We start from the raw sequence: 12544 nt of genomic DNA on the forward strand, positions 1-12544 counted from the left end.
TTCCGCTTTCGTTCGAACTGATTCACCCGAATCGGCTATCCTGCCGGGATGACAGAGATCGCCTTCCTCCTTCTCGACCAGCCGGTGACCTGGGCGCAGGCCGCGCTCGGCTTCGGCGGAGCGACCCTCGGGCTCCTCCTGCTGCTGGCGCTCTCCGCCTGGCGCGGCAGCCGGCGACGGGCGCTGGAGGCGCTGATCGCCGCCGAGCGCGCCCGCGAGACCGACGACAAGGTCGCCGAGATGAACCGTCTCCAGGCGGAGCTGACCGGCCGGATGCAGTCCATGGCGGAAATCCTCTCGACGCGGCAGGGTGATCTCGCGCGCCTCGTCGCCGACCGGATGGAAGGCCTGCGTCATCAGGTCGGCCAGGGCCTCGAGCAGAATGTCCGCCAGACCAGCGAGAGCCTGGGCCGGCTGCAGGAGCGGCTTGCGGTGATCGACAGCGCCCAGAAAAACCTGACCAGCCTCACCTCCGAGGTGGTGACGCTGCGCGACGTGCTCTCCAACAAGCAGGCGCGCGGCGCCTATGGCCAGGGCCGGATGGAGGCGATCATCCGCGACGGGCTGCCCGGCGCCTTCTTCGCCTTCCAGCCGCAGCTCTCCAACGGCAAGCGGCCTGATTGCCTGGTGACGCTGCCTGGCGACGGGCGCGGTCTCGTCATCGACGCCAAATTCCCGCTGGAGAGCTTCACGCAATTGCGCGAGGCCCGCGGCGAGGAAGCGCGCAAGGCGGCTGCCGCCCGGGTGCGCAACGATGTCGGCGTGCATGTGAAGGACATCGCCGAGCGTTATTTCCTGCCTGGCGAGACGCAGGACCTCGCCTTGCTCTTCGTGCCCTCGGAATCGATCCATGCCGATCTGCACGAGCACTTCGACGACGTGATCCAGAAGGCGCATCGCGCCCGGATCATGATCGTCTCGCCCTCGCTGCTCGCGCTGGCGATCCAGCTGATGCAGTCGCTGGTGCGCGACGCGCGGATGCGCGAGGAGGCGCAGGTGATCCAGAGCGAGGTCGGCAAGCTGCTGGCGGATGTCCGCCGGCTCGGCGAGCGGGCGGAGAAGCTCGACCAGCATTTCCGCCAGGCGCAGGACGATGTGGCAGGCCTGCGAACCTCGGCGGGCAAGATCACCGGCCGCGGCGAGCGCATCGTGGCACTGGATTTCGACGAGGCAAAGGGCGAGCCGACGCTGCCCTTCGCCGAGGGATTGACCCTGAAGAAGGCCGCCGAGTGAGCGGCCGGGTGATCAGGCGACCGACAGGGTCGCGCTGAGCTCGGGCTTCACATTGAGCGTCTGGAACACGACGCAGTAGCGCTCGGTCAGCTTCAGCAGGGTGTCGAGCTTCTCCTGCGGCGCATCGGTCTCGACCTCGAAGGAGAGCCGGATCGCCTTGAAGCCAACGGCAGCGTCCTTGGCGACGCCGAGCGTGCCGCGGAAGTCGAGATCGCCCTCGGCATGGACGACGCCCTTCTTGAGCTCGATCTCGAGCGCGGTCGCCACCGCCTTGAGCGTCACGCCGGCGCAGGCGACCAGCGCCTCCAGCAGCATGTCGCCCGAGCAGAGTTCGGCGCCCGAGCCACCGGTCGCCGGGTGCAGACCCGCGAGCGCGATGGCGCGGCCCGTCTCGACCTTGCAGGCGATGTGCTGATCGTCGAGTTCGCCCTTGGCCTTCAGGGTGACGACGGCCGCGCCGGGATCGGAACGGTAGGAGTCCTTGAGCGGGGCCTGCAGGGCGCGGAGAGCGGTGACGTCCATGGTGTCAGAACCTTGCATGACGGGAAGCGGGCTGCTGGGCGGATAGCGTCATTCGGCTGCTGTGGCCAGTGTCGCGCGATGGCGCCACAGCCTTGCCGCATCTACATGATCATGTAGATTTTGCTGTATGGGATTTGATGAGCGCTGCAGTTGGGACGACGGCAAGCGAAGCCTGAACCTGGTCAATCACGGCTATGATTTCGCTGATCTGCATGTCGTGTTCGACGGGCGTTTCGTCGTGACTCGTGCCGATCATCGCGTCGATTATGGCGAGGACCGCTACAACATGCTGGTCGAGTTCGAAGGGCGCGTGATCAACGTGACTTTCACACCCCGCACGGCACGCATGCATCTGATTTCGGCGCGCCCCGCCAGCAGGGACGAGAGGAGCATTTATCATGAGCGCCAAGCCAGCCGGTAAGCCGGGCCGCGCCAGTGACCTCGAACGGATCGCGGCGTTGTCGGATGACGAGATAGAGGCCATGGCCCGCGCCGATGTCGACAATCCGGCCACCCGCCGTGAGGACTGGGCGAAGGCCTTCATTGGCCTCCCCCCGCAAAAGACGCCGGTCAACGCCAAGTTCGACGAGGATGTGGTGACTTGGTTCAAGGCACAGGGCCGTGGCTACCAGACGCGCATGAACGCGGTTCTACGGCACTATATGGAAACTCATCGCAAGACGGGTTGAGAGCCTTCACCACCACATCCCGGCTGTCTCCGCCGCCTTCTGCTGGTGCGGGGCCTCGTCGCGCAGCGAGCGGTTGAGGCTGCGCAGGATCTCGCGCTTGGCCGCCTCGAAGGCCGGCGAAAGCCGGTCGCGCGGGCGGGCGAGCGGGTTGTCGAACGCGTCGAAGACCCGCCCTGGCTTGGGCTGCATCACCACGATCCGGTCGGCCAGCGTCACCGCCTCCTCGACGTCATGCGTGACCATGACGACGGTGGGCCGGCTCTCCACCCACAGAGCGAGCAGGTGGCCATGGAGGCTGGCGCGGGTGGTGGCATCGAGCGCCGAGAACGGCTCGTCCATCAGCAGCAGCTTGGGGCGCGTGACGAGCGAGCGGGCGATGGCGACGCGCTGCTGCTGGCCGCCGGAGAGTTCGCGCGGCCAGCGCCGGTCATGGCCGCCGAGGCCGACCCGCACGAGGGCGTTGGTGACCAGCCCCTCGCGCTCGAAGCCGGAGAGATGCGAGAGGCCGAAGCCGACATTCTCGGCCACCGTGAGCCAGGGGAAGAGGCGCGGCTCCTGGAAGATCACCCCGACATCGGCGCGCGGCTCGGTGATCGCCTCGCCATCGAGCAGGATGCGCCCGGCGCTCGGCCGGTCGAGGCCGGCGATCAGGCGCAGCAGCGTGGTCTTGCCGCAGCCGGAGCCGCCGACCAGCGCCAGGATCTCGCCTTGCGCGACATCGAGGGTGACGGCCGACAGCGCCTGCGTGCCGTCGGCATAGGTTTTCGACAGGGTCTCGAAGCTCAGCATCGAGGGCTTTCTCAGAGTTTGTCGCGGGCCGTGTCCTGCCAGGCGAGAACCGGCCGCGTCAGGGCGACGAGGAGGCCGTCGGCCAGCTTTCCGAGCACGGCGAAGCTGATGATGGCCGCGATGATGGTGTCGGGCCGGCCGAGCTGCTGGCCATCGACGAGGAGGTAGCCGAGGCCTTCGCTGGCGCCCATGATCTCGGCGGCGACCACGAACATGAAGCCCAGCCCCAGCCCCGAGCGCAACGCCGTGATCCAGGCCGGCAGGATCGCCGGCAGCAGCACCCGCCGCGCCATCGCCAGCCGGCCGAGCCGGAAGACACGGCCGACCTCGACGATCTTGCGGTCGATGCCCTGGATCGCCGCGGCGACGCCGAGATAGACCGGGAAGAACACGCCGACCGCGATCAGGGCCACCTTCGACGCCTCGAAGATGCCGAGCCAGAGGATGAAGAGCGGCACCCAGGCGATCGAGGGAATGGCGCGCAGGGCCTGCAGCGTCGGATCGATCAGGCCTCGCGCCACAGGAAGCGCCCCGGTGATGGCGCCGAGCAAGGTGCCCGCGGCAGCACCGAGAGCAAACCCGGCCGCAACCCGCCAGAGCGTCGCCGCGGCATGGGTGAAAAGTTCGCCCGAAGCCGCGAGAGACCAGAGGGTGGCGCCGACCACGCTCGGCGGCGGCATCAGGCGCCCATTGGCGAGGCCCGAGCTGACAGCCATCTCCCACAACACGGCCAGCACGACCGGTAGCGCGAAGCCCGCCAGCGCCACGCCCGCCCGGCGTGGCCGCGGACGAGCGGGACCGCCCTGCTCATCCGCAGCCGTCTCGATGCCGAGCGCGCTCATCCGGGGCCGGCGCAGCGTCAGTTGGTGGCGGCGAAGCGGCGGTCGAGCAGATCGTCGACCACGGCCTTCACATCGGTCTTGGCGGGCAGCACGCCGGCTTCCTGCAGCGCAAGCCCGGCCGCGATGATCGTCTCGGCCTGGGCCTGCCCGACCGTGGAATGCGTGAGCTCGGTCCGGGTGAGCTGCCGCTCGATCACCGCATCCGACAGCTTGGTGTAGGCGACCAGCGTCTTCTTCAGCGCGGCCGGGTTGGCGAGTGCATAGGCCCGCGCCTCCTCATAGGCGGCCAGTACCTTGCGGACGAGCGCCGGATGGTCCTTGGCGAAGGCCTCACGGACGTTGAGCACACCCCAGGTGTTGTCGGCGGCCTTGCGGTGGAACAGCTTCGCGCCGCTCTCGATTTCGGCGGCGGCCATCAGCGGATCGAGACCGGCCCAGGCATCGACGTCGCCGCGCTCGAGCGCGAGGCGCCCGTCGGCATGCTGCAGGAGGACGAGCTTGACGTCCTTCTCCGTCAGCTTGGCTTCGGCCAGCGCCCGGACGAGGAAGATATGCGGGTCGGTGCCGCGGGTGACGGCGACGCGCTTGCCCTTGAGGTCGGCGACCTTGGTGATGTCGCTCTTGGCGCCGGCGACGAGCGCCGTCCATTCAGGCCGCGAATAGACATAGATCGTCTTGATCGGGTTGCCGTTGACCTTGCCGATCAGCGCGGCGGCGCCGGCCGTCGAGCCGAAGTCGAGCGAGCCCGCATTGAGGAACTCCAGCGCCTTGTTGGACCCGGCGGACTGGACCCAGCGCACGGTGATGCCGTCCGCCGCCAGCGCCTTCTCGAGGATGCCGCTGTCCTTCAGGACGAGGCTGACCGGGTTATAGGTCGCGAAGTCGACGCGGATTTCCTTGGGCGCCTGGGCGACGGCCTGTCCGGCAGACAGAACGAACGAGGCGGCGAGGCCGGCCAGAGCGAAGCGGCGGGAAATGGTCATTCGTGGTCCCTTTCGATGCGCGAAGGGACCGAGCGACAGGATGTGCTCATGCCCCACGCTTTAGCTGCACTTGTTTCGCGCCCGCAAGCTGGTGGCTCAAATCGGCGCGTATCCGCCTTGTAGGTCCACTTGTTCTGTATGTCAAACAGTACAGCCAGAGATGTTGAATCTCTAATTCCACATACAACATCTGTTTAATGAAACCGCTTTGCGAATCCCTCTCGCATGCTAACCAGCCTGCTCGGCTTGCGGGCCGGCCATCACAGCAAGCGGGGTCAGGGCTGGTGTCATCCGTCGCCGATCAGCCGGTGCTCGAACTCAACGCCGTTCTCGCCAGCCCTCGCCGCGCCATGGCCGATCTGCTGGCGCGCGCCGCCGCCGCTCCTGCGGGCACCGCGCGCCCCCTGCTCGTCGCGGCACTCCGGGACGTTCTCGACCAGGGCCTCGATTCCGCGCGGGATCTGCTGAAGCGTCCCCGCCATGGCCTGGTCTGTGCCCAGCATCTGTCCGCTGTGATGGACGGGATCGTCGGCTGCCTGCATGTAGCGGCGACCGAGCTGTTCTATCCGGCGCTCAACCCGTCCCAGTCGGAGCGCATCGCCGTCGTCGCCGTCGGCGGCTACGGGCGCGGCACGCTGGCGCCGGGGTCGGATGTCGACCTGTTGTTCCTGTTTCCGCACAAGCAGACCGCCTGGGGCGAGAGCGTGGTCGAGGCGATGCTCTATCCGCTCTGGGACCTGAAGCTGAAGGTCGGCCATTCGGTCCGCTCGATCGACGAATGCGTGCGCGAGGCGCGCGCCGACATGACGATCCGCACCGCGATGCTGGAGGCGCGTTTCGTGGCCGGCGACGTGCTGCTGTTCCACGACATGGTCCGCCGCTACGGTGCGGAGGTCGTGGAGGGGACAGCGCCCGCCTTCACCGAGGCCAAGCTGCAGGAACGCGAAACCCGGGTCCGTCGCGCCGGAACCTCGCGCTACCTCGTCGAGCCCAACGTCAAGGACGGCAAGGGCGGCCTGCGCGATCTCAACACGCTGTTCTGGATCGCCAAATACGCCTACCGCGTCAACGATGTGCGCGAGCTGGTGGCGGCCGGGCTGTTCGACCGCAAGGAACTGCTGATGTTCCAGCGCTCGGAGGAGTTCCTCTGGCGCGTGCGCTGCTGGCTGCATTTCATCACCGGCCGGGCCGAGGAGCGACTGTCCTTCGATCTCCAGCGCCAGGTCGCGGCGGCGATCGGCTATGCCGGGCGCAGCGGACAGGCACCGGTTGAGCGCTTCATGAAGGCCTATTTCCTCGTCGCCAAGGATGTCGGCGACCTGACCGCGATCGTGTGCGCTGCGCTCGAAGCGCGCCAGCAGAAGCCGCGCGCCTCGCTCTCGCGTCTTCTCGGCTCCTTTGCAAAGCGCAAGCGGGTGCGCGCGCTCGGCCATCCCGACTTCACGCTGAGGAGCCAACGCCTCAACGTCGTCGATCCCGACGCCTTCCGGCGCGACCCGGTCAATCTGCTGCGGCTCTACGAGATCGCCAGCCGCGACGATCTGGCGATCCATCCCGACGCCAGCCGGCTGGTGACGCAGTCGCTGCGGCTGGTGACGCCGCAATTGCGCAACGACCCCGACGCCAACCGCATTTTCCTGGAGATCCTGACGGCCCGCCGCTCGCCCGAGGCTGTGCTGCGGCGGATGAACGAGTTCGGACTGCTCGGCAAGTTCGTGCCGGATTTCGGGCGCGTTGTCGCGATGATGCAGTTCAACATGTATCATCACTACACGGTCGACGAGCATCTGATCCGCAGCATCGGCGTCCTCGCCGAGATCGATGCGGGCGTGCTCGAATCCGAGCATCCCCTCGCCAACGGCATCATGCCGACGATCACCAACCGGCGCGCGCTCTACGTCGCCCTGTTCCTGCACGACGTCGCCAAGGGGCGCATCGAGGACCATTCGGTGGCGGGCGCTCGCATCGCCCGCAAGCTCGGGCCGCGGCTGGGCCTGACGGAGGGCCAGACCGAGACGGCCGCCTGGCTCGTCGAGCACCATCTCGACATGTCGACGGTGGCGCAGAGCCGCGATCTCGGCGACCCCAAGACGATCGAGAGCTTCGCCGCGACGGTGCAGACGCTGGAGCGGCTGAAGCTGCTGCTCGTGCTGACGGTGGCCGACATCAAGGCCGTCGGCCCCGGCGTCTGGAACGGCTGGAAGGGCCAGCTCCTGCGCACGCTTTATTACGAGACCGAGATCATGCTCGCCGGCGGGCATTCCGCGATCGAGCGCAAGGCGCGGGTCGAGAAGAAGCAGGACGCGCTGAAGGAGCGGCTCTCGGACTGGGACGATGCCGCGCGCGACGCCTATCTCGCCCGCCACTACCCGGCCTACTGGATCAAGACCGATGTCGGGCGGCAGGAGAAGCATGCCCGCTTCATGGCCCGCGCCGAGGCCGAGGGGCGCACGACCGCGACCTTGGTCGAGACCGACCAGTTCCGCGGCGTGACCGAGCTCACCATCCTGGCGCCGGACCATCCGCGGCTGCTCGCCATCGTCACCGGCGCCTGCGCGGCCTCGGGCGGCAACATCGTCGATGCGCAGATCTTCACCACCACCGACGGGCTGGTGCTCGACACGATCTCGGTCTCGCGCGCCTTCGACCGCGACGACGACGAGTTGCGCCGGGCAGAGCGGATCGCGGCGGCGATCGAGCGGGCGCTGAAGGGCGAGATCAAGATCGCCGATCTCGTCGCGCAGCGCCGGGCCCCACCGCCCCGCGGCCAGACCTTCCAGGTGCCGCCGGAGGTGATCATCGATAATGTGCTCTCAGCCCGGCACACCGTTCTGGAGATCGCGGGCCTCGACCGGCCTGGCTTGCTCTATGATCTGACCACCGCGATCGGAAAGCTCAACCTCAACATCGCCTCCGCCCATATCGCGACCTTCGGCGAGAAGGCGGTCGACGTGTTCTATGTCACCGACCTGACCAACGCGAAGATCGTCTCCACCGCCCGGCAGCTCACCATCCGCAAGGCGCTGCTGGACGTGTTCGGCCCCGAGGCGGAGAAGACGCCTGCCGCAAGGGTGCGGGCGACCGCCCGTGCTTGATTTAAGTGCCGACAAGCCCGATATCGGCCACGAACGCCGCCGGCACGCGCCTTCCCGCCCGCGGCCATGATTTGCGAGAGTTGGATCACGCCATGACGCAGAACCCTGCGACGGACAACCCGAACGCCGAGCCGATCGAAGAGGCGAAGCCGCAGACGCCGGAAGAGATCATCCAGGCGAACTTCGCCAGGATCGAGGCGGAGCGCGACGACCTCAAGGACAAGCTGCTGCGCACGCTGGCCGACATGGAGAACCTGCGCCGCCGCACCGAGCGCGAGATCGCCGATGCCAAGGCCTATGCCGTGACGAGCTTCGCCCGCGACATGCTGGGGGCGGCCGACAATCTGCGCCGAGCCCAGGAAAGCCTCCCCGATGCGGCGCGTTCCACGGAAGAGCCGGCGCTAAAGGCGCTGATCGAGGGCGTCGACCTGACCGAGCGCGATCTCCTCAAGACGCTGGAACGCCATGGCGTGCGCAAGATCGAACCGCTGGGCGAGAAGTTCGACCCCAACATGCACCAGGCGATGTTCGAGGCACCCGATGCCGAGGTCGCCAAGGGGCTCGTCTCCAAGGTGGTGCAGTCCGGCTACAAGATCGGCGAGCGCGTGCTGCGACCGGCGCTGGTGGGAGTGTCAGCCGGCGCGCCGAAGCCGCAGGCGGCCGAGGGCGGCGACACCACCCCGACCGCCCACTAACCCCGTGATCGAGGCCGTCGGCGTCGCCGTCTTCGCGTTGACCGGCGCCCTCGTCGCCGCCCGCAAGGGCATGGACCCGTTCGGCTTCATCCTGCTCGCCACCGTCACCGGCGTCGGCGGTGGCACGCTCCGGGACCTGCTGCTGGGCCGGCCCGTCGCCTGGGTCGAGGCGCCGCTCATCGTCATCCTCTGCACGGTGGTCGCGCTGGTGGCCTGGGCCATCGCCTATCTCCGGCCCGGCCGCATGGATGACTGGAGCGCCAAGCGGCTGCTGATCTGGTCCGACGCCGCCGGGCTCGCCCTTTTCGCCGTCTCCGGCACGCAGAAGGCGCTGGCGGCAGGCGTGCCGCCGCTCTCGGCCGTGGCGCTGGGGGCGGTCACCGCCTCCTTCGGCGGCATCCTGCGCGACATTCTGGCGGGCGACCGCGCCATGGTGCTTTGGAGCCGGGATTTCTATGTCACCGCCGCCGCGGCGGGCGCCGGCGCGACCGCGGTGCTGACGACGCTGGGTTTCAGCGCCCCTGTCGTGATGCTCGGCGGACTGGCCGCGGGATTCGGCCTGCGGGCCGGCTCGATCCTGCTGGGCTGGTCGTTTCCGAACCTGCCGGGATCGGACGCCTCGCGCTGAGGCCCGCCCTCAGGCCGGTGGCTTCGTCACGCGGCGCAAGGTCAGGTTGATGCGCCCACCCTGCGGCAGCAGGGCCGAAGAGCCGGCGAGGATGCGGTCGATGCCGTGATAGGCCAGCCGCGCTTCGCCTCCAAACAGCAGCGCATCGCCCGAGGCCAGCTTCAGCGAGACCGTCTTGCCGCCGCGCTGCGAGCCGCCGATGCGGAAGACCGCCGTGTCCCCGAGCGAGAGCGAGAGCACGGGGGCGTCGAAATCCTGCTCGTCGCGGTCCTGGTGCAGGCCCATCCGCGCGTCGGCCGCATAGAAATTAACGAGGCAGGCCTCGGGCTCGTGCGGATAGAAGGCGAGGTCGCGCCAGGCCTGCGTCAGGACGTCAGGCATCGGCGGCCAGGGCTCGCCGGTTACGGGATGGAGCGGCTGGTAGCGATAGCCCGTTTCGTCCGAGACCCAGCCGAGCGCGCCGCAATTCGTCATGCGGACCGAGAAGGGCTTGCCGGTCTTCGGCATGCGCGGCTGGAAGAAGGGTGCCCGCGCTGCCACCGCGCGCAGATCGGCGACGAGCGCAGCCTGCGCCTCCGCCCCGAGATAGCCGGGCCAGTGGACGACGCCCGGCGCGACGAAGAGGCGCGTCATCGCAGCCGTCCCTCAGAGACCGTCGAGCCCGAGGACATCGGCCATGGAATAGAGGCCCGGCGCCCGCCCCCGGCTCCAGAGAGCGGCCTTGACGGCGCCCTGCGCGAACAGCCCCCGATCCTCCGCGACATGGGCGAGTTCGAGCCGCTCGCCCGTGCCCGCGAAGACGACCTTGTGGTCGCCGACCACGGTGCCGCCGCGCAGCGTCGCGAAACCGATGGTTCCGGGCACGCGGGCACCGGTGTGGCCGTCCCGCACCGCGACGCGCTGCTCTGCCAGCTCAACCTCGCGGCCGGCCGCCGCGGCCTCACCGAGCAGCACCGCGGTGCCCGACGGAGCATCGACCTTCATGCGGTGATGCATCTCGACGATCTCGATGTCCCAATCCGTTCCCAGCGTCGCCGCGACCTTGCGCACCAGCGCAGCGAGCAGATTGACGCCCAGGCTCATATTGCCGGAGCGGACGATGGCGGTGTCGCGCGCGGCCTCACCGAGCTTGGCCAGATGCGGGGGCTCGAGCCCGGTGGTGCCGACGATGTGGGCGATGCGGGCCTGCGCCGCCAGCGCCGCGAAGGCGACAGTCGCCTCCGGCATGGTGAAATCCAGCACGCCATCGGCCGCGGCAAAAGCCGATGCCGCATCGTCGCTCACCGGCACGGCATTGGCGGGCAGGCCGGCGAGCAAACCCGAATCCTGCCCGAGATGCGGAGAGCCAGGCCGCTCGATGGCGGCCGAGAGAACGCAGCCCGGCGCATCGTGAACGGCGCGGATCAGCATCCGGCCCATGCGGCCGGCGGCCCCGACGACGACAAGTCGCATATCGGACATGGCTGTGGTCTCCAGCGGGCGGGGATCGGTCGAACGGATGCGGGCGCCCTCCCCGGCGGCGTCGCGGGCCCGGCTATAGGACGGATCGGCCCGGCGCGACACCCGAATCCGCGCAACGAAAAACGGCCGGGTCGCCCCGGCCGTTCTGAAGGATCGATGCGGAGCGCCTCAGGCGGCCGGCTGGATCGCCGAGAGCTTCCAAGCGGCGCCGCGGGCGCGCACAAAGGTCCAGTACTCGGTGACCTCCTGCGGCACGCTGGCATTGCCGTCGACGACCTTGCCGGTGGCCCGCTCATAGAGCGCGTTGATCAGGCTGAAGCGCATCGAGACCGTGGCGAACTCGTAGCCGTCCTCGCCCCAGGCCTCCGAGAGGTCGCCCTGCAGCAGCTTCACGTCCGAGACGCGATCGACCAGACCCTTGCGGCCATTGGCCGTGAGGTCGTCGTCGAAATAGCCGAACATTTCCGGCGTCACGCGATCACGCAGGCCCTTCTCGTCCTCGTTCGAATAGGCCTCGTTGATCTCCGAGAGCAGCCGCTCGAAGGCAGCGAAATCATCGCCCGAGAGTTCGACCGGCGTGGTGTGCGAAGCGGCAGCCGCCGTCGCAGCGCTCGCGCTGCCAGCCATGGCGCCCATGCGCGCACCCGGCTGCGGCGACATCGCGTCACGCGCCAGCGGCGCGCCGGCGGTCGCGAGCTGCGGCTCGGAGCGGCGGCGGAAGAAGCGCATCGCCAGCCAGATCGCACCGCCGATCAGGGCGATCTGCAGCAGGAAGCCGAGAATGCCGGCCAGCGAGGCGAGACCGCTGAAGAAGCCCGAGCCCGAGAGCAGGCCGAACAGGCCGGCGCCGAGGAGACCGGCGCCGACGCCCATCATCAGGTTGCGCGCCATCGAGGGACGCGCGGCCTGGGCCGCAGCGGCTGCGCCCGCGGCCGGAGCGGCCTGGGTCGGCGACGGCGTCGCGCTGCGCTGGAAGGGCTGGGCGCCATTGGGCGCGGTGTTGGTGCGGGCCGGCGGCGCTTCGGTGCGCGAACCGCGGCTTCCGAAGCCGCCCTTGCCACCGGGCCTGGCCTCGGCCAGCACGGGCACGAGCAGCAGAGCACCAGCGAGTACGGCGACGACACGACCACGACGGGCGAGCGAAATCAGAGACATGGTTCCTCCCGGAGCCCCCCTTGGGCTCTCTTCCGGGGGATATGGGGCATGCATTCGACTTCTGCAAGATCGCTGCAGGGCGCCTCTCTGCATTGCACAATAAAATGAAAATATAGCTCGCGCTGTGCCGGCGGGCAGTCTCGTGCTACACTGCAAGAAGCACGGATAGATGCGACCTTTCGTTCCTCGGGGGCGAGACATGACCGGTATCCTTCGGGCAGCGCACGCCACAAGACGCAGTTACGTTGCCCTTCCGGCCTTGCTGTGGCGACTATCGGCCGCAGCCGTGATGCTCCCGTTCGTCGTCTCCACAGTGGTCGCGGCCGAGCCCGCCCTTCCGTTGGACCCTCCGAGGCAGGCCCAGGCTCCCGAGCCGCTCTGCTTCTGCTGGAACGACGGTCGCAAGATCGCGGAGGGGAGTTCGTCCTGCATCCGCACCACCCAGGGACGAC

General features: G+C 68.6%; 13 protein-coding genes. 6 read left to right on the forward strand and 7 right to left on the reverse strand.

The annotated features are described in order from the left end of the window. The first annotated feature begins 48 nt into the window (after positions 1-48). Positions 49-1233, forward strand: coding sequence for a DNA recombination protein RmuC (locus tag SJY11_RS22440; RefSeq protein ID WP_376988941.1), 1185 nt, complete (start codon positions 49-51; stop codon positions 1231-1233). Between the two features lie 12 nt (positions 1234-1245). On the opposite strand, the gene SJY11_RS22445 is transcribed toward SJY11_RS22440, so the two are convergent. Then, a complete protein-coding gene (locus SJY11_RS22445; RefSeq protein ID WP_376988942.1) occupies positions 1246-1755 on the reverse strand; it encodes an OsmC family protein in 510 nt (169 codons plus the stop codon). A gap of 127 nt (positions 1756-1882) precedes the next feature. Between SJY11_RS22445 and SJY11_RS22450 the strand changes: the two genes are divergently transcribed. Both SJY11_RS22450 and SJY11_RS22455 read left to right on the forward strand, forming a co-directional pair. Further along, complete coding sequence (locus SJY11_RS22450; protein ID WP_376988943.1) at positions 1883-2176, forward strand: BrnT family toxin; 294 nt, start codon at positions 1883-1885, stop codon at positions 2174-2176. Beyond that, positions 2154-2444: a BrnA antitoxin family protein gene (locus SJY11_RS22455; RefSeq protein ID WP_376988944.1), complete on the forward strand. Its 291-nt coding sequence runs from the start codon at positions 2154-2156 to the stop codon at positions 2442-2444. Before SJY11_RS22450 ends, SJY11_RS22455 begins: the two co-directional genes overlap by 23 nt. A 6-nt stretch (positions 2445-2450) precedes the next feature. Here SJY11_RS22455 and SJY11_RS22460 read toward each other — a convergent pair whose 3' ends face one another. Genes SJY11_RS22460 through SJY11_RS22470 form a run of 3 tightly spaced genes read right to left on the reverse strand, consistent with a single transcriptional unit; the run spans position 2451 to position 5058 of the window. Continuing rightward, a complete protein-coding gene (locus SJY11_RS22460; RefSeq protein ID WP_376988945.1) occupies positions 2451-3233 on the reverse strand; it encodes an ABC transporter ATP-binding protein in 783 nt (260 codons plus the stop codon). 11 nt (positions 3234-3244) lie between these two features. Then, positions 3245-4075 (reverse strand): ABC transporter permease, encoded by an 831-nt coding sequence (locus SJY11_RS22465; RefSeq protein ID WP_376988946.1) that lies wholly within the window; start codon positions 4073-4075, stop codon positions 3245-3247. A 17-nt stretch (positions 4076-4092) separates the two neighbouring features. Beyond that, a complete protein-coding gene (locus SJY11_RS22470; RefSeq protein ID WP_376988947.1) occupies positions 4093-5058 on the reverse strand; it encodes an aliphatic sulfonate ABC transporter substrate-binding protein in 966 nt (321 codons plus the stop codon). A gap of 350 nt (positions 5059-5408) precedes the next feature. On the opposite strand from SJY11_RS22470, the gene SJY11_RS22475 reads away from it, so the two are divergent. The 3 genes from SJY11_RS22475 to SJY11_RS22485 all read left to right on the forward strand — a co-directional run bounded on the left by SJY11_RS22475 (position 5409) and on the right by SJY11_RS22485 (position 9476). After that, on the forward strand, positions 5409-8153 hold the full coding sequence (locus SJY11_RS22475; RefSeq protein ID WP_376989395.1) for a [protein-PII] uridylyltransferase: 2745 nt from the start codon (positions 5409-5411) through the stop codon (positions 8151-8153). A gap of 92 nt (positions 8154-8245) precedes the next feature. Next, positions 8246-8848 carry a nucleotide exchange factor GrpE gene (gene grpE, locus SJY11_RS22480; RefSeq protein WP_376988948.1) on the forward strand — a complete coding sequence of 201 codons (603 nt, stop codon included), beginning with the start codon at positions 8246-8248 and terminating at the stop codon, positions 8846-8848. Positions 8849-8852: 4 nt separating this feature from the next. After that, positions 8853-9476, forward strand: coding sequence for a trimeric intracellular cation channel family protein (locus SJY11_RS22485; protein WP_376988949.1), 624 nt, complete (start codon positions 8853-8855; stop codon positions 9474-9476). Positions 9477-9485: 9 nt separating this feature from the next. On the opposite strand, the gene SJY11_RS22490 is transcribed toward SJY11_RS22485, so the two are convergent. From SJY11_RS22490 to SJY11_RS22500, 3 genes are all read right to left on the reverse strand, one after another. After that, positions 9486-10109 carry an alpha-ketoglutarate-dependent dioxygenase AlkB family protein gene (locus SJY11_RS22490; RefSeq protein WP_376988950.1) on the reverse strand — a complete coding sequence of 208 codons (624 nt, stop codon included), beginning with the start codon at positions 10107-10109 and terminating at the stop codon, positions 9486-9488. 12 nt (positions 10110-10121) lie between these two features. Then, positions 10122-10928, reverse strand: a complete 807-nt coding sequence (dapB, locus tag SJY11_RS22495) for a 4-hydroxy-tetrahydrodipicolinate reductase (RefSeq protein WP_376989398.1) — start codon at positions 10926-10928, stop codon at positions 10122-10124. A 177-nt stretch (positions 10929-11105) separates the two neighbouring features. Beyond that, on the reverse strand, positions 11106-12092 hold the full coding sequence (locus tag SJY11_RS22500; RefSeq protein WP_376988951.1) for a Tim44 domain-containing protein: 987 nt from the start codon (positions 12090-12092) through the stop codon (positions 11106-11108). Positions 12093-12544: the final 452 nt, after the last annotated feature.

It is taken from the genome of Allobosea sp. R86505 (assembly GCF_042466375.1).
Classification (GTDB): domain Bacteria; phylum Pseudomonadota; class Alphaproteobacteria; order Rhizobiales; family Beijerinckiaceae; genus Allobosea.

Coding starts and splice junctions, on each gene's coding strand:
- SJY11_RS22440 (WP_376988941.1), top strand. CDS start 49: ATGACAGAGATCGCCTTCCTCCTTCTCGACCAGCCGGTGACCTGGGCG.
- SJY11_RS22445 (WP_376988942.1), bottom strand. CDS start 1,755: ATGGACGTCACCGCTCTCCGCGCCCTGCAGGCCCCGCTCAAGGACTCC.
- SJY11_RS22450 (WP_376988943.1), top strand. CDS start 1,883: ATGGGATTTGATGAGCGCTGCAGTTGGGACGACGGCAAGCGAAGCCTG.
- SJY11_RS22455 (WP_376988944.1), top strand. CDS start 2,154: ATGAGCGCCAAGCCAGCCGGTAAGCCGGGCCGCGCCAGTGACCTCGAA.
- SJY11_RS22460 (WP_376988945.1), bottom strand. CDS start 3,233: ATGCTGAGCTTCGAGACCCTGTCGAAAACCTATGCCGACGGCACGCAG.
- SJY11_RS22465 (WP_376988946.1), bottom strand. CDS start 4,075: ATGAGCGCGCTCGGCATCGAGACGGCTGCGGATGAGCAGGGCGGTCCC.
- SJY11_RS22470 (WP_376988947.1), bottom strand. CDS start 5,058: ATGACCATTTCCCGCCGCTTCGCTCTGGCCGGCCTCGCCGCCTCGTTC.
- SJY11_RS22475 (WP_376989395.1), top strand. CDS start 5,409: ATGGCCGATCTGCTGGCGCGCGCCGCCGCCGCTCCTGCGGGCACCGCG.
- grpE (WP_376988948.1), top strand. CDS start 8,246: ATGACGCAGAACCCTGCGACGGACAACCCGAACGCCGAGCCGATCGAA.
- SJY11_RS22490 (WP_376988950.1), bottom strand. CDS start 10,109: ATGACGCGCCTCTTCGTCGCGCCGGGCGTCGTCCACTGGCCCGGCTAT.
- dapB (WP_376989398.1), bottom strand. CDS start 10,928: ATGCGACTTGTCGTCGTCGGGGCCGCCGGCCGCATGGGCCGGATGCTG.
- SJY11_RS22500 (WP_376988951.1), bottom strand. CDS start 12,092: ATGTCTCTGATTTCGCTCGCCCGTCGTGGTCGTGTCGTCGCCGTACTC.